Origin of the sequence: Aquimarina callyspongiae (assembly GCF_034322225.1) — a bacterium.
Lineage (GTDB): Bacteria > Bacteroidota > Bacteroidia > Flavobacteriales > Flavobacteriaceae > Aquimarina.
Genome location: NZ_JAXLPA010000003.1, coordinates 491,328 through 514,061 on the forward strand (window position 1 = coordinate 491,328; position 22,734 = coordinate 514,061).

Genomic DNA, 22,734 nt, shown 5'->3' on the forward strand with positions numbered 1-22,734 from the left:
TGTAAATGGACACGGTAAGATTAAAAGAGAAAAAAAGTAGTACTATAAATGTCTTTGATTCCATTAAAAAGATGTAATTATGAGGTAATAGGCTAAAAAGATATTAAAATTATGTTAAAATCATATTGTTTTTTTACTTTAATGCCATAATAAAAAGATAGTTACCCCGTAGTTTTCTTTTAACTCATTATTGTACAAGTGAAATTAGTAAGGTATTATTGTTTTAGACGTATTAATTCCTTTTTTGCAATAAGTATTTTAGTTATACCATAGGTTTCTGGTACTAATTATTTAAATACTTTGTTAAGCTAAAGGTTTCATTTTCGTCTATGAAAGGAGATACTTATATGGGACAATGATTTACGATTGTTTGATACAGTAAAATTGGATTTACTGGTTTATTAAGCACCGTATATATCCCTACTTCATTAAATTTATCTTTATGCAACCCTTCTGATATTGCAGTTAATGCAATTACCGGGATATCTGCATTAAAGCTCTTTATGTATTTGGTAGCTTCAAAACCATCCATTACCGGCATCATAATATCCATAAGGATTAGCGAATATGTGTTTTTTTCGACCATCTCAACAGCTTCTTTTCCATCATTTGAAGTTTCACAGTTAAAACCATAATTATCTAAGATTTTTTTTGTCATAAACTGGTTAACCTTATTATCTTCTACCAATAAAATACGTATTTCTTTATCAGGCTTATCAACTATTTTATTTACCTCTGCCTCAACTTTTTCTTCTCCTTCAAAAAGATCAAAATCCATAGTATAAAATACAGAAGTTCCTTTTCCCACTTCTGACTTGAGAGATATCTTATTTCCAGTAAGGCTTAATATTTTCTTTGCAATTGATAACCCCAACCCTGTTCCCCCAAACTCTCTATTTATTTTTACAGACCCTTGATTAAATACTTCGAACACCTTGTTTTGTTGTTTTTCAGACATTCCTATACCAGTATCTTTTATTAAAAAGGTAACCTTGGCCTTATTCTCTTCCCTTGACAACAGTAATACTTCAATATGGATATCACCTTTTTTTGTGAACTTTAAAGCATTATCCAATATATTTAAAAAAATTTGAGAAACCTTCAGTACATCTCCTTGTAATTTATCAGGGATATCATCATCTATAGACCTGTGAATCTTGGTCTTTTCTTTCTTCATAATCAAAGAAGAATCAATCAAATTATTGATCAATGCTTTTAAATCAAATTCCTTTTTTTGTAATGCCAACTCTCCCTTTTCAAGATCATTAAGATGAATTACATCATTAATAAGATTTAACAAATAATCGCTAGATACATTAATAAGTTTTATCTGATTCTCTTGCTCTACTGACAGCTCTTCTTTTTGAAGTAAAAATGTTGTTCCTTTTATTGTGTTTAACGGGGTTAGTAATTCGTGTGTAACTGAATCCAGAAATTCTGATTTTGCTTGCAAAGCTTTATCTACCTTTTTATTGGCTGCAACTATTTTTTTATAATTTTTCTTTAATAGCTTATTGACTTTAGTTTTATATGATGAAGTTTTATACTGAAAGAGACTAATTAACAGTAAAGCCAGAATAATCATTATCCCTATTAAAATGATAAATCCTCGATTTCTTACCTGTTCAACATTAAGTTCGTTCTCTATTTTAATCCTTCTGTTTTCTTCTTCTTTTAAATTTAATTCATTAGCTAAAACAAGAGCTGTACTTACTTCTCTTGTTCTCTGCCGATTATATTCTAAAAAAGCATTAGAAGACTGATTATAAAAAGAAGAAGATTGTTTATAATCTCCTATTTTTTCATAGTAAAATCCTTTTTGATAAAAGAGTTTTGCAATAAAGTACAAATCATTAGCATACTCAGATTCTTCTTCTTTAATCTTTGCAAAACAATTCTCAACATCTTCGTACCTCTCTAAATTCGTATAGCCTTCTGCTAAAAATAAATATAAGTTTCTTCGTCTATCCTGTTTTACTTCTGTTTTTTGAACTGCATTCAGGGATCTTAATGCATGTTCAATAGCTTTATTCCAATCCTTAATTTTTAGATATCGCGCACTAAGATTATAGTTAATATCTATTACATCTTCCATTTCTCCGTGCTCTCTAAGCAACTTTTCTGCTTTTATATAAGCGACGTATCCTTCTTCTTTATGACCACTCATAGATTTATGGACACCTACATCTTCATAATACAATCCCAATTGTCGTTTATTATCTAATTTGGTAACAAGCTCCAGATTCTTTTTTAAATATTTTTCGACTTGTATTGTATCTCCTTTACTTAGATAGAACTCTATCATTCTTCTATTTACTTCTATCTTAATATAAGGATCGGTACTTTCCTGGGCTAAATTTTCTGCTAGCTCCAAAATATGTACTTCCTGGCTTTTTCCATCTTTTGAGACTTGCGAAAACGGTATCCAGCTTTTTTCCAACAACCCTCTAATACTATCTGAACTTACTTTTTCCAGATTAGAAGTTTGAGCCGCCAAAAAACAATTAGTTGCACAGAAAACCCATGTCAAAATGTATATAATATTTTGGGGTATTAGTAGTTTCATTCAAAAAATATTGATCAATATGCTACTTATAAGATATTAAAATATATTGTCTTTTACTTCATCCCCGCACATAAAAACGATGAAAACCACAATTATAGAGATTAACAATTGCTTTTTACTAGAATAAAAAGATGATTTTTGATGTTTTGAAGGTAGAAATGTTTTGTTCGATACTTCAATTTTTTTGAAAATATTGTTTAAAAACACGTACTTTGTTATAAACCCATTATGAAAAAATCTGCTTTTTTACTCCTACTTGTAACTATGATCTTATCTTCTTGCGGAAGCTCGAAAAAAAAGAATGCTGTAGTTATTTCTAAAAATTCAAAACGTGTTTCTAAACCTGTAGAAAAAACTCCAAAAAAAATAAAGCGTATAATAAACTACGCTATGACTTTTGATGGTACTAAATACAAATATGGTGGCACTACCAGAAAAGGAATGGATTGTTCTGGTTTGATCTATACTTCGTTTAAAAAAGAAGAGGTTATATTGCCACGCACTTCCAGAGCAATGTCTACACAGGGCAAATCAATATCATTAAAAAAAGTTGCTGTTGGAGATCTATTATTTTTTAAGACAAATAAAAACAAAAATGTTATCAATCATGTAGGGCTGGTTGTAGCCACCCGAGGAGAAGTAAAATTCATACATGCTTCTGTCTCTAAAGGGGTAACAGTCTCCAGTCTTAATGAACGATACTGGAATAACTGTTTTGTTGGTATCAAAAGAGTTTTATAAATCCACATTGTTTTATACCCAACTTTTCTATTATAAGCCACACAACCCTCTTTTAAATAAATAAAAAGTTGGTTTGAAGATTATTTCAAAGTTATTAGTACAATACAATGCCTGTTAAATATGCTGATCGATCAATACAGGGTTTCCATCAGGATCTATCAATACAATACTTGCTGGACCAGTTGTAGTTTCGTCTGCCTCTCTATCCAGTTTAATCTTTTCTGCCTTTAAATGTCGTTGAATATCTCTAACATCATCAAAAGAATCTAATGTATTGGCATTTTGATCCCAACCTGGATTAAATGTTAGAATATTATCTTCAAACATACCTTGAAACAAACCGATAAGTGAGTCTTCATTTTTCATAATGAGATAGTTCCTTTCGATGTCGCCGGCAAATACGGTAAAACCAAGTTTTTCATAAAATGATTTTGATGCCTTAATATCTTTAACATTAAGACTTATTGAAAATGCTCCTAATTTCATGTGTGTGCTTTTAAAAGGTTTATCTAGTTTTATATATCAAAAAGATACTATAGAACATTACTTTGTTTATTCAAAAAATATAATTGATCATTCATAAAATTCCCAATAACAGTCATCCATTAAATTACTATCTAAGGAGTATGTTGGGTAGCAGTTATAATGCCAAGAAGGTTCATTTCCTCCAGAAATCAATTTTTGTTCTTTCTTTTCAAGAATAGTAACATTTTTCAGGTTCTTAAAATCTAATTTCATAAATATTTATTTACTTATATTAACTACTTTCTTTAAACTTATTCTTAATAGATTCAGAGTACTCTAAGAGAATTGAAGAATCTCTCACTGCTTTTGACAGATTAAGAAGTGCCGATTTCATAGGTTTTCTTAAATCTTCGAGTTTATATTCTTCACCATCTTTTATATGCTTTTTTTCATGAATCAAATCTTTAATTCTTACCATTGCTGATTCTACTTCTCTACTCTCACAAGTCGGCAGCTCTGCCCAGTACAACTCCCAGAATCTATTATAGTTTTCCAAATATTTTTCAGATCTAATTTCATTACTTAATACAAGTTCTGAAGTAACTTTTAAAGTTTCAGAATATAATCTGTTTTGAGTATTCCAGAATTCTTTTAAGTTTTCTAAAAGAAATTGATATTCTTTTTGTTCAATCTCTTTTTTTTTATTTTGAATTGAAAGATACCAATTGAGTAATACTCCAAACAAGGTTACTCCAGATGCAACAATCCCGGTAATTATTCCTGACTCCATGATTATATTAATCTTTATGTTAAAAAAGCACTATGTTTTTTTATTATAATTAAACAATGATGACGTTGAGATATTTAGGGAGTATGTTTTAAAGATACTGATTCCTTTTTTGAAACCAAATTGTTAATACATAAAGAAGATGTTGGATTTCTTTACATGGTGATTACTATCTTTCCTTTTACCCCGCCGTTACCAAGATATTCTAGAGCTTCTGCTGTCTTTTCTAGAGGGAATAATTGATCTACTATTGGCGTAATTTGCCCAGTTTTAATAAGTGTAAGTATTGTATCTAAATTCTTATTAGGCTCGTGAGCAAGTATACCCATAGTTTTATTTGTAATAATTGAAATCAACGGTCCTACCAATAGTGATTGAAATATAAGATTAGTATGCCCTCCTATCATACGGTAGGTTCCTCCTGGCAGTAATGCTCTTTTAAAATCGTAAATCGAATGATGTCCGACAACATCAAGAATTAAATCATATTGTTGCCCAGTTTTTGTACAATCTTCTTGTTTATAATTGATAGTATGATCTGCTCCGATAGATTTCATTATATCAAACTTATGCTTGCTGTCCACTCCAGTAACATGAGCACCACAAGATTTAGCCATTTGTATGGCAAAGGTTCCTACTCCTCCTCCAGCACCATTAATCAATATTTTTTGTCCTGATTTTACTCTTCCGTAGTCATAGATTCCTTGATAAGCCATCACTCCAGCCTGAGGTATGGCAGCAGCAGTTTCAAAAGTAATCTCTGCTGGTTTGTGTATCAAAGAATTTTCTTTAGTACAAACATATTGAGCAAAACCGCCCCATCCACATTGAGAGATATCGCCAAATACTTCATCCCCTATTTTAAATTGCTTTACATTTTTGCCAATTGCTTCTATCTTTCCTGCAATATCACATCCTAGTATATGTTTTTTTGGAGAAAACAGACCACCTCCTGCTAATCTTACCACAAAAGGTTTACCTCGTAACAAATCCCAATCCCAGGAATTAACAGAAGCAGCATTGACTTTTACAAGTACTTCATTATCTTTTGGTACTGGTTTTTCTACTTGCTGTATTCTTAATACTTCGGTCGTGCCATATTTTTGATAGACTGCAGCTTTCATGTGTCTTTTTGTTTATAAACATGACGAATTCGTATAAGATTCGTTACAATAACCTTAGAAGACACAAAAACACAAATCACTAATAATCAATTTTTTAGTATCTAAATTGCATTTGTCCTTTTAAAGGTTTTACTTCATTTATTATTGGCTTGATCCACATAGGTCTTTCAGGAGCGTTATTATTCTTAATTTTTGCTCTCCATTCTTCATCATTATATATTTGGCCGGTAAACTCGTAATATGAGAATACTGATCCACGAGCAATATAATATTCTCCCTTGATTGGTACTATTGTATAAATATCATCTGCATGCCCAACAGCTACATTTAGATTTTTGTTATTATAAACATATACATCTGCTATCAATGCCATAGAACTTTCTCTTTCTGGAAGGTGATCTGTTTCTAACAATCCAAAAAGTATATATTCTATTGTTCCACCTATATAATGTAATTCTGCGTGTTCATCACTGGTTAGTTGTTTTCCTTCAAGCTGTTTATATGCTGCATTTCTTAACTTTTCTCCTACTGCTTTGATCTCCTTTAATTCATCTCCATATGAAGATTCAAATTCTGAAAGCGTTTCTAACCAGTTTACCAATTCTATAGCTGTATCCCAAAACTCCAGGTTAGGTTCTACATAACTATAATGTTTTGGAGGTTCTGGACCTCCTCCTTGACCTGCTTCTGCAGCAAAAGGTTTTTCTTGATACAAAATCAAATCATGTTTTATGTGTGTCCAAGACGCTAAAGAAGTAGATAATTCTTTTCGATTATAGGCATCTGTTTTCATAAAATCTGGATAATTATCCTTTTCTGCATTTGATGCTAAAGCAGTCTGAACTCCTTTATAACCATAGTTATGGTCCCAGTCATCAAAATCTTTGAACTGATCTTGCAGATTTTTTAACCTTGTTAAATATTCTGGCCATCTTGCATCTACCTGGTATTCATTAGTTAGAATACTCTGTGCCATTTTGTTGTTAAATACAGCAGGAACATCTAATCCCGAAGGAAAAGGTCTCTTTGATTTTTCTCCATCTACATGAACAAGTTTCGAAAAAATATCGCCGCTTATAGAATACGTACTGGACAAGAAATATACCCTTTTATTATCCCTTTCTTCTGTTTTAAAGGTTTCGCCAAATACTCTTTTAATCTTTTCTTTATCTAATGCGTCCAACTTTTTTCTGATTGATGTCATATTACTATCAGAAAGAGCCTCTTCAAGACTATTATCTATCGATATTATATTTATAACATCTGTAAGTGATAAATTATCCTCCTGTCCAGCTAATTTCTCCATTACAGCAACATAGTCTTCGTATTGTTTAAGTAGTCTTTTGTTATTTTTTATTAGGTGTGCAAATAAAATTAAGCCTTTGAGTTCTTGATCATTCTTAAGAGAAATCCCGTTTAAGCTGATCCATTTAAACGCCCTGAAATATTTTTGTAAAGTATCATTTTTTGTATAATGCCCTCTAGGTTTTAACTCCTTATAATTAACGAAAGTATTTTCTATAAAAGAAGGTTTTCCTGCTAATGCATTTATCTTATTTTTTTCTTCATTAAATATCTCTTGATATCCTGAAGGTATAACAGATGATGTATCACCAATGGCATATTGCGCTAAAGCATTATACATCTGTGTCCATTCTATTATTGGTTGAAATTGACCTTCTATATCTAAGAGTTTATTTAATTCCCCAGAAACCCCTTTTAGGATGTTTTTAAGTTGATTTTGCATATAATTCTCATCTAGTTTTTCGATACTTTTTGAGAAATACTTATGTAGTATAAATAAATAAAGATCTGTAGTGATATAATGAGGAATATACTGATATGCATTCTCATCATAAGCATAGAATGGCATTGCCCTATTGGCTGAAACAATACTGAAATTTTGGTTTTTAAAATCCTCAAGTATCTTTTCTGAAATCTCTGCAAATTGTTTTTTATTGACAATCAAATCAGCATTATATAACTGCAACCCCTCTTTCTCCTTCATTTTTTGCCCTTTTCTTCTAGCTTCTTCAGCTAAAATTTTATTGACTAGAGTTTCTTCTTCTGCACTTAACATTACTTCAAAATCATCTACTTCAAAAATAGGCATATACCACTTAAATTGATTAAAATGTCCTCTTAAGAACCCATCACTAAATAAATGACCATTACGCGCATAAATCTCATTTCTCAATAATCTCAATTCATCATAAGGTAAGACAGACAAATCTTTAGGATAGTTCAACTCTTCTAAAGGGGTATATTCCATTTCCATCCAATCGTAAAACTCTTTTATGTGCGGTAATTCATAATAAGCTTCTAAACCTATTTTATCTGCATTACTCAGTGTTTTCTCTTCTTGTTCAGAATCTTTATCACGAGTTTTATTTACTTCTTTTTGCGGAGTAGTATCATTCTCTTTTTGTTTCTTATTACAATTAGCAAAAAGCAATACACTAAGTATAAGATAAAATAAAATTGAATTAGTTTTCATTAGTATTGATTTGATTAAATGTGGTTAGTGCAAAGCCAAAATCATCCCACTGATATATCCTATGATGTTTTTCTCCATTATGGTCCTTTTCTAAAGTCGTGAGATAGTTAATATCGTCAATTTTACGGGTATCAAAGTTCACCACATCGTGAATGAATTTTGTACCTAACCAAAGTGGTTGTATACGGTGCTGTTTATATGTATAGATATTAATTCTTTTTTTTAATACAGGGTCAAATTTCACTTTTTTACTAATACCAAGAAGAATATCTGTTACACCGTCATTGTTAATATCTGAAAATTGTATTTCAGATAATCCTCCGTGTAAACTAATAGTAGTTGTTATATTTTTTGACACATATTGTTTTAACGAATACGATCCCGACAACAACTTTTTTATTGCCAATAATTTATTGTCAGCAACAAACACCCAAAGATTTGTTTCTTCTTGAAAATTTATTTGTTCTATAGGTTTTATCAACCAACCGTCTTTTTGCTGCAGAGCACAAACATTATCTGAAAAGGAAAGGAATTCTTTAATATAGGACAACTGATCATTAGCATTTACAAACTCTGGAAAATATCTTTGGATTAATATTGGTTGAATTTTTATATCTGTAATCTCATCTGCAATTGTAAGGGTAACGGTATATGCTTTATTTGTATTAGGTAAATATGCATCTGCAATATAGTTACCTACACTATAGAAGATTGGTTTTTCATCAATAAACTCGACAGTTTGAACCACGTGAGGGTGATGCCCTATAATACCATCAACACCAAGATGCACAAGTTCTTTAGCTAGGTTTTTTTGCCAATTCTCTGGGCTAGGTTGCAATTCTAATCCCCAATGAATAAATACAATCAAAGGTATTTCTGGGTATTGGGCGATAAAATTTTCTACGCTTTGTTTTAGCTTTTCTACAGATGAAATACATAGTAACTCATTATGTGTAGTTAATGAAACAGATAAAACAGCACTTTTATACGCTTTCTTTTGTAGTATTTTTGGTTGACACAGTTCTCCTAATGGTACTAAATCATTTTCTATCAAAGTTTCTACCGTTTGCTTAAATCCATCTTTCTTAAAATCATAACTGTGATTATTGGCTACAGAAACATGGGTAACACCTCCTTTATATAAAAGAGAAGCTTTATTTTGAAGAGCTTTAAAATTAAAAGTGTCTTTTTGTGATTCGACAGAGTTAGTAAAAACACCTTCATAATTAAGGATAAAGAAATCTTTTTGCCCTGCACTTTTTAGTGAATTTATTAATAGGCTATCTCCATATAATTTCATCTCATCCTTAACACCTCTATCTAAAATTACATCTCCAGCAAATAACAGATTCATTGCTGATTTATCTTTTTGACAAGAACATAAAACAACACCTAATATTAATATAAAAAAACACTTTTTAAGTATCGTATAGCTATCTATTTCTTTCATAAGAAGATTTGGCTTTTAGCCATAGGTAATATACTGTATAATATAAATAAACAACGGAAAAAGATTTTTCTACTTGCTTAATATTATAATCTAAAGATGTAAAGTTATTATATCAACCCCTTATGTGCAACTCTGAATATAGTGAAAGATGAAGTATGTTATTTTTACGTATCACAAAACAAATCTTCTAAACACATCTAAATTATTAATGTTTTATGTATTCATAAGGCGAGTAGTTAAATAGAAAGGATCAACGTCTTCGGGTAGTTTTTTTCTCAAATGAGTTTATAGTAATTTTACTTTCTATCGAATTTATGGTATAAGTAATTACGACTTTGTTGTTTTCATCAGAAATTATATTTTCGCTCTGATTGGGTCTTATAATTAATTCATATTCTCCTTTACTTTCAATTTTAGAAACACTTTCTCTGGTATCCATTTTTAACATACCAAATGTGATATCTTCTTTTTGTAGATTTGATCCAGGCAAATCGACATTGTTAATTTCTACAACTTCTTCATTTAGATTTTTGAATCGTATAATATATTGAACATAAGATTCTGCCGTTGGAGCCCCTGGAATTATAGTTTCCTTGATCGCTGATATTATTTCTAATTCACTCTTACAAGAAGAGATCGTTATCATAGCAAGTACTACTAATATGTATTTAAAAGGTTTCATAATTCATTAATTATGTTAAAGAAAAAACATCTTTTTTTAATAAAAACTCATCCCGACTAATCAAATAAGACCAATCAGGATGAGCCAAGAATAAACCACTAAAATAATAACTGTTAATTGAGTATAAGTTTTTTTGTAGTTTGTTTACCTCCATTTTTAAGATTTACCAGATAGATTCCGGCACTAAAACGAGAGATGTCGATATCGGATCGTAATTCTTTAGTTTTAAAATACTTAACTACTCCACCGATAATATTGTACACTGTTATTTCAGATTCTCCTTCGATATCTTCTAATTGGATAGAGAATTTACCTCTAGTTGGGTTTGGAGATATGGTAAGAACATTATCTTCAAAATCTCTTACTCCTAAAATCAATGGAGCAATTGATGTTTCCCAAATCCCACGTCCATAGGTAGCAGCTCTTAATTTACCTGTTCCATAATGTACTTCTAAGTCATTAACAATAACATTAGGAATTCCAGTACCTAGTACCTGCCAATCAGCAGCATCATTATCTTTATGAAACACACCTACATCTGTTCCTAAAAATAAGTCTCCATCTCCTCCTGTTAAATACAGTACCTTGTTTGCAGGCAAGTTAGGCAGTGTTCCAGATATATTTGTCCAGTTAGCGCCGCTATCTGTAGACTTAAACACTTTATTACCATTATTGTATCCTCCATAACAAATATATACTTCAGTTGGATCTGTTGAGTTTATGGCAATACTAGTTACCGTTCCAACACTTGGTAGAGTTAAGGTACTCCAATTAGTTCCTCCATTAGTTGTCATATATACTCCAGATCCATCTGTAGTATAAATCACCTGATCATTTGATGGTGCTATTGTAATTGCTCTAGGAGAAGATCCAGGAGAATTTAAATTATCCCAAATATTTCCTTGATTGTTAGACTTATATACCTTACCAAATCCTCCATAGATTGTATTTGGATCTGTTGGGCTTATTTCTAAAGGCCATACAAATCTCGCTCCTCCTGGAGTACTTAAACGAGTAGGGTTTGTGGCCCAAGCATCCGTTGTACGCTGAATAGTCCCAAATTGACTACATCCATAGGCTATATCAGAATTACTATAATTCCATAGTGCTTCTACTCCATCCGAACCATAATTTCTATTATTCCAATTTGTTCCATCAAAATGTGTTACATCATTATCCTGTGCTCCACCTAATATAAAAGCTGAATTTTGAGGGGTTCCTGCAATTTTATAATACTGGGTTATTGCTAGCCCAGAAGAAAGATCAGTCCAAGCATTATCTGATGTGATATCTCCTTTAAACAATCCTCCATCATTTGCAGAAAATACTTCGGTATTACTACCTGGTAAAAATTCTAAATCGTGATGATCTGAATGAACATAAAAGAATGGTTGTCCCGATTCCCAGTATCCATCTAAATATTTTACCCAAGAAGTTCCTCCATTAGTACTTCTCCATCCATCAACTCCACCTAAAAGAATAAGGTCTTTATTATTAGGGGCTATTATAATTGTTTGATTATATCCTCCTTGTGTACTTAAGGTTGGCGGTACCGTTGATGTACTCCAAGAAGTACCTCCATTAGTGGATTTAAAAACAGTTCCTCGATTTAGAGCCATAAGAAATTCTGGATCTGCCGCTGTAGTAGCGATGTCCAATTTTCCATTATTCGTTAAACCAGAAGAGGATTCTGTCCAGTTCTCACCATTATCAGTAGATATATAAAATTTAGTCTGTCCAGATTCTGTTGCAAATAAAGTCGTTGCGCTTCCTGCCTTATATACTATATCATTAAAACCTCTAGCTAAAGATTTAAGCGCCCAGTTTGCTCCCCCATCTGTAGATTTAAAGATTCCGTTACTAGTTGTTGCAAAAATCGTACTAGTATTGTTTGGATCTATTAAAAGATGCCCTATCCTTCTTGATTGGGTTACATCGTAGTTTAATCCTGTAGTTACCCAGGTTTCACCGTGATCAGTAGATTTTAAAACTCCTATAGAGTTGTTATCTCCTCCATCAAAATCACCTGTTGACATGTACATTGTATCTGGGTTTGAAGGATCAAAAACTAAATCTGACACTCCCATATTAGGCACGTCATCACCTTTAGGAGTCCAGGTTGCACCAGAGTCATCAGATCTCCATACTCCACCACCTGGCGAACCTACCCATATCTCATTAGTATTTGAAGGGTTAAATGTTACAACATTTAATCGTCCCATACCTGCATAAAATCCTACTGTCGATTCTGGTATTACAGTTGGACCAAAAATAGTCCAAGGAGCTAGTAATGAACTTTTTTGAGTTTTATGAGTTTTTTGATAGTTGTTCCATTCGTGATAAGCCTGCATTGGATTAGGAAAAGTCCCATCATCGTTTATACGTGTTTCCCAATAGTAAGCCCATCTTTCGAATTGTTTAATTTGTTTAACATCTGATCTTTGTTTACTTGAACGAATCGCAGAAAGTTTTTCTTTTTGATTTTTAACAATATCAAAATAATTACTTCCTTCTTCAAATGTTTGTTGCCTCCAGTCTTGTGCTGTAGAAATAAAAGAAGCTATACATAATAGCAATGACAAGGATACCTTTTTCATAAGTTAGTTCAATTTTTGGATAAGTAAATTGTTCACTGTTTAAGCTGTTTATTTTAATGACAAGAACTCATGAGATTCTTTTAAAAATCACTCTTCATTAAAACATAATTTGATGTTTTTACAAGAATGGGTTTTACTATTAGACAGTTTCAAAGTTGGAAACCCTAATTTTTTTAACAACTTTTTTAAAATAATTTCAAAAAATATAGATATAATTTACAATTTTCTTCTTTTTTCAAAACAAAAAACCCTCTGTATCAGCTTGATACAAGAGAGTTTTTATTAAATTAAAATTATTTATTTTTTTAACGTCCTTCAACCAATGCTCTGGTACTTGGCACTTTATATAATTTAAGAGGTAAAATATGGGTAGGGTGTTCTACCATCCCATAAATTTGCAAGGCTGAAGCCATGGCTCCTTCTTGCCAACCAGGCAAATGTGACACCTGATCTCCGGTAATAAAAAACCCATTATCCTCTTTTTGTAATTCGTTATAACACCATTCAGAACTTCCTTTTTCTGGCTCTGTTTTTAGAACTAGACTTCTTACTCTATCATAATGTACCCGATTACTTGGTATTGAAGTTTTCAACGTTTCTTGAGGGCCGGTAACTTTTTCCCAATCTACCCAACCTCCTTGCTGAGATTTTATGTTTTGCCAAGCAATACTCAATCCATGTCTTAACTGAGTTGCAAACTCTTTTCCGTGAAGTTTTGCCGCGCCAGCTCTTGCTTCCTTCATACGTGCATCAGGATTTTCCTTACCCCATTCTTCTGCTTTGCTTCCATAATTATATGCTCCTGTAAGAATCCCTGTGTTATCATGATAATCATTAGACGGATACCACATTTGCTCCATTTTATTAGGTTGAATCCTAGAAATCCCTCCAAAAATAGGAACGGTTTGCTCATCTATAGGATCTTGCCAATACTTGCGATCGCTTTGCCACCCCACTTTGCAGGTAGGCCTTAAAAAACCTTTAGTATTAATTACAGTGTTTAATGCTAACCAGTAGTTTTTACTAAAATCTTTTTCGCCAACCATATTTTTTAATAACGGAATTGGAATGTTACTAACACAAATATTTGCTTTAATAGCACCCTTTTCTCCATATTTAATATACCATTCATTACCCACTCGTTTGATTTCTTGTACAGGAGAATCCAGATGCACTATCCCTCCTTTTTTCATTACTTCTCGTTCTAAAGCTTGGACGATTTTATCCATTCCTCCTACCGGTTGAAAGGAGGTTTGTTGCCAAAGAAAATCTTCTGGCTGATAGAAATTAAGTTCCCAAAATACCGATTCCAAAATTTCTTTAAAAGGTAAAGGAGGTTCTACAATTCCTTCTTCTGTACCTGGAAGTTTTTCATATCCTGATCGAGAAGATCCTACATACCTTCCTTGTTCATCCAAAGCTCCAAAACTTGTAAGCCACTCCTGTAGTTTTTTGATATCATCATCGGTGATCTTTTCTTTATCTTGCCGAGTATTCATATATTTTAAAAACACCGCTGCATTCTGATACAAATATTCGGCAAAATATCCTCTTGGATCATTAGCTAATTGTCTATCTACTACTGGAGTTCCTCCAAAACCTGTTATTGTCTTCATAAGATTGGAACGACTCTCCATAACATACACTTCTAAATCTACGTTTAATGCTTTACAATAGTTAAGAACGTTACGATGTCCTGATGGAATTCTTCCTGGTCCTGCATTGAGGTATGGAACTCCAGTAACTCCTGCGGTATCAAATTCACAGGTTTGTGTGATATGATTAGTATATTCAGTAAAGCTATCTCCTGGTCTAAGTGTGAGGCTTCTTCCTCCTAAACGATTTTCTGCTTCCAAAATAGTAACTCTATATTTCTCAGGATGATTTAAAAACTCATAGGCTAGTGTTAAACCTGCTATACCGCCTCCTAAAATCACTATCTCTTGAGCGGATTCAAGAGCTTTAGCTTTAGGAATTTTATTTGATGTTAACAAACGCTTTCCTTCCTTAAGTATAGGAGTTATTAATTCTAACTCTCCTCCTTTTTTTCCGGTTTGACGAAGAAAACTTTGTAGGTTATCGTTATTCGAATCTTTCATTGTAAAAAATTTAAGTTAGTAGTTATTTCAAAGTACCATATTCTATGAGATATAATCAATACGTATTAACCCGGGAAAAGTGGGTGGTTTTACGTTATCCTGGATGTTAATTTTCGAAATGTAAGTTCGATACGAAAATTCTTTAAAGAAAAAATCAAAAAACCTTAGGTAAACACCTATTATATCAAGAGGTTTTTAACTTTAATAAAAAAAGTCAAAAACCCCTTTTTAATATATCCTTGTGTTAAAAACAAAAACACAAAACATTGATTATAAGCTAATTAAATAATTTTTAATAATTTCAAACCACTTTTCTTTCTTTTTATAAACAATCCGTTCAATATCTTTGGTTTAACTATTAATAGAAATACAAGATTGTTTTCTATAGGTTATTTCCTCACAATAATATTCAATTATAATACCAAGGTAGTTTTACAGACTCACCTTAACGAATCTTATAATTGATTTAAATGAATCCAATAATTTATTAGACGTCATTAAGATTATACCATCTAACTGGTAAGAGACAAAAAACGGTACCGAAATATTAATTGTTTCTGAAAGGATGATTAGCTGTTTTTAGGGTTCATTATTCACAAAAGTTTAAGGTCATTAGAAATTGCAGATTTAGTTTCTCAATTATTGATCAGATAAAACTATGTGGACTAACTGAATTATTATTCTTAAAACTAAACCACATGAAAAATTTAAAATTATTAGTGTTTTGCACTATGCTTGCTGGATGTATAATATCCTGCCAAAAAGAAGAGGTAACCAATCAAACGCCTCTAGAAATACAACAAGAACCAACAAAAGCTCAACTAGATAAACTATCTAATATGGGTGTTAATACTGAGGATGTAACTTTACAAGATATTCCTCTCCCAGATGGAACAAAACAGAGATATTTGGTATCTGGAGATATAACTATTCTTGCAGATAAACTCGATGATTATCTTGAAATGAAATCAATCGATGGAGATAATAAACAATATCATTCAGACTATTTAGTAGCTCCACAATACAGAAATATTCGTGTTCTTGGTTGGACCGGCTCCGGTTATGAGTTAACTCTGAGAATGAGAACCGCATTGTCCTGGGCAATTGCAAATTATAATGCACTACCTAACACACTTAATTTTACACTCTCTTTTGGTACTGATCAATCCCAAGCAGATATGGTTGTTTATAGAGTTGCAGGAGGTCCAGGAGGTTCTGCAGGGTTTCCAACAGCAAATGGAAAACCTAACAGATATGTTCGAATCAATACAGGACTTGATGTATCAACCTATAGTCTTAATGTGATTGAGCACGTTATTGGTCATGAGATAGGGCATTCTGTAGGTTTTAGACATCAAGACTGGTATAATCGTTGGACCTGCGGTTATACTGGACCATTTCCAGCAGAGCCATCAATTAATCCAGCAGCTATATGGATTCCTGGTACTCCCTGGTCACCTTATGCTGACTCTATAATGTTAGCTTGCTTTGGTACTGGTGAAGATGGGGAGTTTACAGCTTCGGATATTCAAGCATTAAATATACTCTATTAGCAAATTACCTTAAAACCTAAATAACAAACCCCTTTTTACATAAGTTGTAAAAAGGGGTTTTATATTTTTATAAGTACTGCTTCTAGAAATAATTCATTTCTTGTGTTTCCTCAGTAATATCTATCTTTTTAATATCAGTAACATTTTCAATAATTTGTTTAATATCTGGAATAACGGTCCGTGCTAACTTCGTCGGGCTATTAAAAAGAATACAAATCCCTAAATCATTCTCAGGAAATATAGCAATCTCACTTCTATAACTATTTACATGTCCTCCGTGATGGATTACCTTGTTAGATTCTCCGCTTTTTTTATCGAGAAAATTATGCACTCGCCATCCTAATCCATAATAGGATTTTGAATACCCTGGCCACCTCTGATAATATTGTCTTCTTCCCCCTACCTGAATTTTAGGGTTAAAAATTTCCTTCATAGTTTCAGAAGACATTACATCCGGATTATTTCCTAACAAAAACTTCATCCACTTAGCCATATCTGTTGCACTTGCATTAACACCTCCGGCAGCAACTGCATTAAAATATTTCTTATTTATTTTCTGTGGTTTCCACTTACCATATAATCGCCTATGTGGTAGCGCAACATTAGATGATTCTTGTAAGGCTTCATAACTTGCTGAAGCTGTATTCATCTGAAGAGGTTCAAAAATTTTGCTTTTAATCACTTCTTTTAGAGGTTTTCCTGCTACTTGTTCAACTATTTGTCCGCTAAGTGCAAAAATCGCATTTTGATAATTATATATTGTACCTGCTTGTTGAAGCGGTCGCACCTCATTAAAACGATTAGCTATTGTAGTCAAAGGTAATCCTGCTTCTACTAAATTGGTAAAACTATGATAAGGTAATCCTGATGTATGAGAAAGAACATGAGACAGGGTAACTTTTTTAGTTTCTGCCTGGCTTGCTAAACGAAAATTTGGTATGTGGTCAATAATTTTATCTTCCCAATCAATTAATCCTTCTTCTACATGAATGCCTGTTAATATTCCGGCAAATCCCTTGGAAACCGAACCTATTCTAAATACAGTTTCTTCTGTTATTTGATCATTTAAAGCAGCATTTTTATTTCCATACCCTCCAAGGTATATTATAGAATCGCATTTTACGATTGCTATAGAAGCTCCAACAATTTGATTCTGTTGGATTGCTTTTCTGAAATAGTTTTGAATCTCTTGTTCTAAAAGCTCTTTATCCAAATCTGATTTATAAGATAAAGGAGGTTGTGGAAAATGCGCTAACTGTTTTTGTACTGGTTGAATTGTTTGAGATGATTCTGGATGCTTTGCTCCAATGAGGGCAAGTACCAATACAATCATCAACATAGGTGAGGTAACTACGATCAGAAATTTCTTCATAATAGGGCAATGATTCAAAATCAGCAATCTTCTTCTTTACTTTTATAATATTCGATTTACACGTAAAGTCAAAAAATCCTTTTTTCGAATCTGATTTGGGTATTCGTTTTGGGTTTATTTTACTAGGTAACGGCAATATATCGGATTAATTGTACATTTAAACGATTTTTTAGTTTTTTGTAAGATTTTTAACTTTTTTTCATATATAAAAGCCCCCTTCTGTATATACAAAAGGGGGCTTTTATGATATATGTAATTAATGTTAATTTGTAAAAGTCCCTACAAAAGAGCTCTCATATTGTTGCCATGCTGCTGCACTCGTTAATTTTTTATAGTCATCCTGATGAATCATTTTTAGATAAATTTCTAATTGTTGTGGTGTTTTATATCCCACAACAGGAGCGATTAAATTACCTTTTTCATCAAAAAACACCATACTCGGATATCCCGTAATTTTTAACGCATTTGCAAAAAAATGTTGACTATTTCTTCCTTTTTTACCTGGTTTATAATTAGGGTTGGTATACGTAAAATTATTATATCGAACCTCTTCTGTTCCTTCTGCATTAAATTTCACAGCATAAAAGTTCTTATTTACATATTCTACAACATCTTTATTATGAAATGTATTTTTATCTAATAACTTACAAGGTCCACACCAATCTGTATAAACATCCATAAAAATCTTTTTAGGCTCATTTTTCTGAGCTTCCAAAGCTTCATTCATTGTCATCCATTTGATCTCTTGAGCTTGTACAGAAAATACAAATAAGAGTCCAATCAGAAAAAGTAGGTTTTTCATATCTTACATTTTTATCATTAGTCGAAACAAAAACTGTTCCTTTATAAAAACTTCATCCGTTTTTGGGAAACGGATGAAATTATATTTTAGTATTAACGGATTCCGTGCATCATTCTAAGCAATGTCTTATTAAGTATTAACATAACAACTCCTGCTCCTACAGGGATCACAGTAAACATCAAGAAGAAGATACTCATTCCATATTCCTCAACTATTGGGTCAATAAAACTACCTGTAACACCTGCCATTGTATTGGCTATAAAGTTTGCGACAAACCAAATACCAAACATTAATCCTACAAATTTAACCGGTGCTAATTTACTAACATAGGATAACCCTACTGGTGATATACAAAGCTCACCTAAGGTATGGAATAAATAAGCTAATATTAAGAAAATCATACTTACAGATGCTGTTTTTGCTCCTAATGGTATTCCCATTGAACCAAAAGCTAATATCCCAAAACCTAAACCTAAAAGGAGTAATCCAATTGCAAACTTTACTGGTCCTGTTGGGTTATACTTACTTTGCCATATTTTAGAAAAAAGTGGTGCAAATGCTATAATAAAGAATGAATTTAAAATCCCGAACCAAGAAGCTGCAACTTCTGCTTTATCATCAGCAAACTCTCTTTGTAACATCCAGATTACAATACCCCATATAATTGCAAAACTAATTCCTAATAGAATATTGGATAAAGAATACTTACCAAATGTTTGTTTAAACAACAACATCAAAACCCAAGTAATTATTATCATCGGCACTACAGTTAATAGTGTATTAGATATTTTAAAAATCATTGCTCCATTACCTTCTAGAACTCTATTTGTGTAATCCGACGCAAAAATTGTCATAGAACCACCTGCTTGTTCAAATGCCCACCAGAAAAATATCACAAAGAATGAGAAAACACCAATTACTATTAATCGATCTCTAGTTACTTTAGACTTCTTAGATTCATCAATCACGTCTTCTATAGCCTCTTGTGTATCTTCAATTGAATCCTCAATCACATCATCAAGGTCTTCCATCTTTTTTGGAGAAAGTCCGATATTAGCAAAGATTTTTTGTGCAAAATAAAATTGAAGCATTCCAAAGAACATAAAAATACCAGCTAGTCCAAAACCATAGTGCCATCCTACTTTTTCTCCTATATATCCACAAAGAAGAATTCCAAGAAACGCTCCTGCGTTGATACCCATATAAAATATAGTATATCCTGCATCTTTCTCTTTTCCTTGTGTTTTATATAATTGCCCCACCATGGATGAGATATTTGGTTTAAAAAGCCCATTACCTATAATCAAAAGGCCTAATCCTGCATAAAAGAAGAGATCTGCTGTTACCTCTAATGCCATAGAAGCATGTCCCAAGGTCATTAATAATGCTCCTAAAACTACAGCATTTCTGTACCCCATAATCTTATCTGCAATCAAACCTCCTAAAATTGGAGTGATGTAAACCAATCCGGTATACCATCCATAAAGCAATAGCGCACTATCTCTCTCCCATCCCCAACCTCCATCTACGATAGAAGCAACAAGAAACAAAACGAGTAATGCACGCATTCCGTAATAAGAAAAACGTTCCCACATCTCAGTAAAAAAGAGAACAAAAAGTCCTGAAGGGTGCCCTAAAACGGTTCTTTGGTTTACTTCCGAACCTCCAAATTTAAATTCCATACAAAAAAATTAAGTTAGTAAAATTATAAGTTGTTTAATTAATTATAAGTTCTCTTTAATAAAATTGGTCATCTTGTTATAAAGATGCAATCTTGTATTACCTCCATAAATCCCATGGTTCTTGTCTGGGTATAATGCCCAATCAAAATCTTTGTTAGCTTGCACCAATGCTTCAACCAATCGCATTGTATTTTGCACATGTACATTATCATCTGCACTACCATGTACTAACAAGAATTTTCCTTTTAATCCATTTACAAAATTAATAGGTGAATTATCATCATATCCTTTTGCATTCTCTTGTGGAGTCATCAAATATCGTTCCGTATATATGGTATCATAAAACCTCCAACTAGTCACAGGAGCAACAGCAATAGCCATTTTAAAAGTATCTGGCGCTTTGAATAAACAATTACTAGACATAAATCCTCCATAGCTCCATCCCCAAATCCCTATTCTGGATTCATCGATATATTCTAAGGCTCCTAATTGTTTTGCCGCTGCTATTTGATCTTGTACTTCTAAATTTCCTAAATCATTTTGGGTAACTTTTTTAAACTTAGCTCCTTTAAACCCAGTGCCTCTACCATCTATGCAAACCACGATATACCCTTGTTGCGCTAACATCATATACCAATAATCATTAGCACTATTCCAAGAATTCTTAACCTGCTGTGATCCTGGTCCGGAATATTGATACATAAAAAGGGGGTATTTCTTCTTAGGATCAAAATCCTTTGGTTTTATTGTCCACATATTTAAGGTTTCTCCATTGATTTCAATAGTAGAAAATTCTTTAGGTCTCACATCGTATTGTGCTAGTTTTTCTAAAAGTCCTTTGTTATTTTTTAACTCACGTACTACTTCTCCATCAGATGCATTATTTAATGTAAATTCTCTAGGAGTAGTTGTATTTGAAAAGTAATTGATGTAATAGGTAAAATCAGCACTGAACTCAGCATAGTTTGTTCCTTCTTTCTTACTTAATCTCTTTTTGTCTTTACCATCTAATGTGATAGAATATATATCTCGGTTTACATTTCCGTTTTCTACACTTTGATAAAATATGGTTTTATTTTTTGGTTGGTATCCATAATATGAAGTGACTTCCCAAGGTCCTTTGGTTACCTGATTAATCAATTCTCCGGTTTCCTTATAGTGATAAATATGGTTATATCCATCTTTTTCACTCGTCCAGATAAAACTATTATCATCTAGAAAAGTTAGATTATCAGTGATGTCGATATAAGCTTCATCTTTTTCGTTTAGAACTACTTTTGATGTTTTGGTCTTTGCATCTACAAAAATTAAATCCAGATTATTCTGATGGCGGTTCATAACCTGTACACTCAGAACACCTGGATTCGTAGTCCATTTAATTCTTGGAATATAGAAATCTTTATAATCTCCCAGTTTAATCTCATCCAAAGCCATTTCAGATAAATCGGCTACAAAAAGTGAGACTTTAGAGTTTTTTTCTCCTGCCTTAGGGTATTTAAAAACTTCTTGTCTTTGGTATAAAGCAGTACCATAAACATCCATTGAAAATTCTGGCACTTCTTTTTCATCAAAACGAATAAAAGCAATCTTGTTACTATCAGCACTCCAGTCAAAAGCTCTTACAAAACCAAATTCTTCTTCATATACCCAATCCGTAATTCCATTAATGATTTCATTCTTCTTACCATCATTTGTAAGCTGTATTTCTTCTCCAGTAACAAAATTGAGAACATATATATTATTATCAAGCACATAGGCTACTTTGTTACCGTCTGGAGATAATAATGGAGATTGTATTTTTTTATCACTAATCTTAAAGCTACTTTGAGAAGGAACATCAAAAATATGATAGATTCCTCTGGTGGAACGTCTAAAAATGCGCTCTACCTCACTTGACAATAAAATTCTTTTTTCGTCTTTACTAAATGTATATCCTTGAAAAGAAGTTAAATCTGCCAAAAAAGAAGTGCTTAATAATGTATTAGCTCTCTGACCCGTAGCATAGTCATATACTTCTATCGAAGTATGTTTAGATAAATCGTCTCTTTCTAAAACAGAATACTGTGTTCCGTTTTTCATAGAGTGTAATGATTGATACCCTTCTGTTCTAAAAGCTCCTCCCCATATCTCCTCAAGCGTAAAAGCTTTGTCTTGAGCAAAAGTTAAAAACCCTACAAAAAGTGTAATTCCAATAAACAATCTTGTAATCTTCATATTCTACATTTAATAAATTGTTAGCGCCAAGAATAATAAAAAATCCTCGAAAAATACAACAATTGCTGTTAAATACAATAAAAACATTAGACACCAATCCTTT

At 32.3% G+C, this 22,734-nt stretch carries 16 protein-coding genes; 2 read left to right on the forward strand and 14 right to left on the reverse strand.

Annotated elements, in window-relative coordinates:
- Positions 1–343: 343 nt before the first annotated feature.
- Complete coding sequence (locus tag U0D62_RS14475) at positions 344–2,566, reverse strand: tetratricopeptide repeat-containing hybrid sensor histidine kinase/response regulator (protein ID WP_322288020.1); 2,223 nt, start codon at positions 2,564–2,566, stop codon at positions 344–346.
- Between the two features lie 228 nt (positions 2,567–2,794).
- On the opposite strand from U0D62_RS14475, the gene U0D62_RS14480 reads away from it, so the two are divergent.
- Positions 2,795–3,307, forward strand: coding sequence for a C40 family peptidase (locus U0D62_RS14480; RefSeq protein ID WP_322288021.1), 513 nt, complete (start codon positions 2,795–2,797; stop codon positions 3,305–3,307).
- 114 nt (positions 3,308–3,421) lie between these two features.
- Here the strand turns inward: U0D62_RS14480 and U0D62_RS14485 are convergent, their stop codons facing one another.
- From U0D62_RS14485 to U0D62_RS14525, 9 genes are all read right to left on the reverse strand, one after another.
- Positions 3,422–3,793, reverse strand: a complete 372-nt coding sequence (locus U0D62_RS14485) for a VOC family protein (protein ID WP_322288022.1) — start codon at positions 3,791–3,793, stop codon at positions 3,422–3,424.
- A gap of 87 nt (positions 3,794–3,880) precedes the next feature.
- Positions 3,881–4,045 carry a hypothetical protein gene (locus tag U0D62_RS14490; protein ID WP_322288023.1) on the reverse strand — a complete coding sequence of 55 codons (165 nt, stop codon included), beginning with the start codon at positions 4,043–4,045 and terminating at the stop codon, positions 3,881–3,883.
- A gap of 19 nt (positions 4,046–4,064) precedes the next feature.
- The gene (locus U0D62_RS14495) at positions 4,065–4,562 is read right to left on the reverse strand and encodes a hypothetical protein (RefSeq protein WP_322288024.1); all 498 of its coding nucleotides are present in this window, start codon (positions 4,560–4,562) and stop codon (positions 4,065–4,067) included.
- A gap of 152 nt (positions 4,563–4,714) precedes the next feature.
- Positions 4,715–5,683 (reverse strand): NAD(P)-dependent alcohol dehydrogenase, encoded by a 969-nt coding sequence (locus U0D62_RS14500; RefSeq protein WP_322288025.1) that lies wholly within the window; start codon positions 5,681–5,683, stop codon positions 4,715–4,717.
- Positions 5,684–5,777: 94 nt separating this feature from the next.
- Complete coding sequence (locus U0D62_RS14505) at positions 5,778–8,180, reverse strand: DUF3160 domain-containing protein (protein WP_322288026.1); 2,403 nt, start codon at positions 8,178–8,180, stop codon at positions 5,778–5,780.
- Positions 8,170–9,630, reverse strand: coding sequence for a CapA family protein (locus U0D62_RS14510; RefSeq protein WP_322288027.1), 1,461 nt, complete (start codon positions 9,628–9,630; stop codon positions 8,170–8,172). The genes U0D62_RS14505 and U0D62_RS14510 overlap by 11 nt, the downstream gene beginning before the upstream one ends.
- Positions 9,631–9,880: 250 nt before the next feature.
- Entirely contained in the window at positions 9,881–10,312 is a 432-nt protein-coding gene (locus tag U0D62_RS14515; RefSeq protein ID WP_322288028.1) for a hypothetical protein, read from the reverse strand.
- A 113-nt stretch (positions 10,313–10,425) separates the two neighbouring features.
- On the reverse strand, positions 10,426–12,909 hold the full coding sequence (locus tag U0D62_RS14520; RefSeq protein WP_322288029.1) for a T9SS type A sorting domain-containing protein: 2,484 nt from the start codon (positions 12,907–12,909) through the stop codon (positions 10,426–10,428).
- Between the two features lie 305 nt (positions 12,910–13,214).
- The gene (locus tag U0D62_RS14525; RefSeq protein ID WP_322288030.1) at positions 13,215–15,008 is read right to left on the reverse strand and encodes a flavin monoamine oxidase family protein; all 1,794 of its coding nucleotides are present in this window, start codon (positions 15,006–15,008) and stop codon (positions 13,215–13,217) included.
- A gap of 698 nt (positions 15,009–15,706) precedes the next feature.
- On the opposite strand from U0D62_RS14525, the gene U0D62_RS14530 reads away from it, so the two are divergent.
- On the forward strand, positions 15,707–16,561 hold the full coding sequence (locus U0D62_RS14530; RefSeq protein WP_322288031.1) for a M57 family metalloprotease: 855 nt from the start codon (positions 15,707–15,709) through the stop codon (positions 16,559–16,561).
- 82 nt (positions 16,562–16,643) lie between these two features.
- On the opposite strand, the gene U0D62_RS14535 is transcribed toward U0D62_RS14530, so the two are convergent.
- The 4 genes from U0D62_RS14535 to U0D62_RS14550 all read right to left on the reverse strand — a co-directional run bounded on the left by U0D62_RS14535 (position 16,644) and on the right by U0D62_RS14550 (position 22,631).
- The gene (locus tag U0D62_RS14535; RefSeq protein WP_322288032.1) at positions 16,644–17,933 is read right to left on the reverse strand and encodes a serine hydrolase domain-containing protein; all 1,290 of its coding nucleotides are present in this window, start codon (positions 17,931–17,933) and stop codon (positions 16,644–16,646) included.
- Positions 17,934–18,195: 262 nt separating this feature from the next.
- Positions 18,196–18,735 carry a thioredoxin family protein gene (locus U0D62_RS14540; protein WP_322288033.1) on the reverse strand — a complete coding sequence of 180 codons (540 nt, stop codon included), beginning with the start codon at positions 18,733–18,735 and terminating at the stop codon, positions 18,196–18,198.
- Positions 18,736–18,827: 92 nt separating this feature from the next.
- Entirely contained in the window at positions 18,828–20,417 is a 1,590-nt protein-coding gene (locus tag U0D62_RS14545; RefSeq protein ID WP_322288034.1) for a peptide MFS transporter, read from the reverse strand.
- Between the two features lie 42 nt (positions 20,418–20,459).
- Complete coding sequence (locus U0D62_RS14550) at positions 20,460–22,631, reverse strand: S9 family peptidase (RefSeq protein WP_322288035.1); 2,172 nt, start codon at positions 22,629–22,631, stop codon at positions 20,460–20,462.
- Between the last annotated feature and the right edge of the window lie 103 nt (positions 22,632–22,734).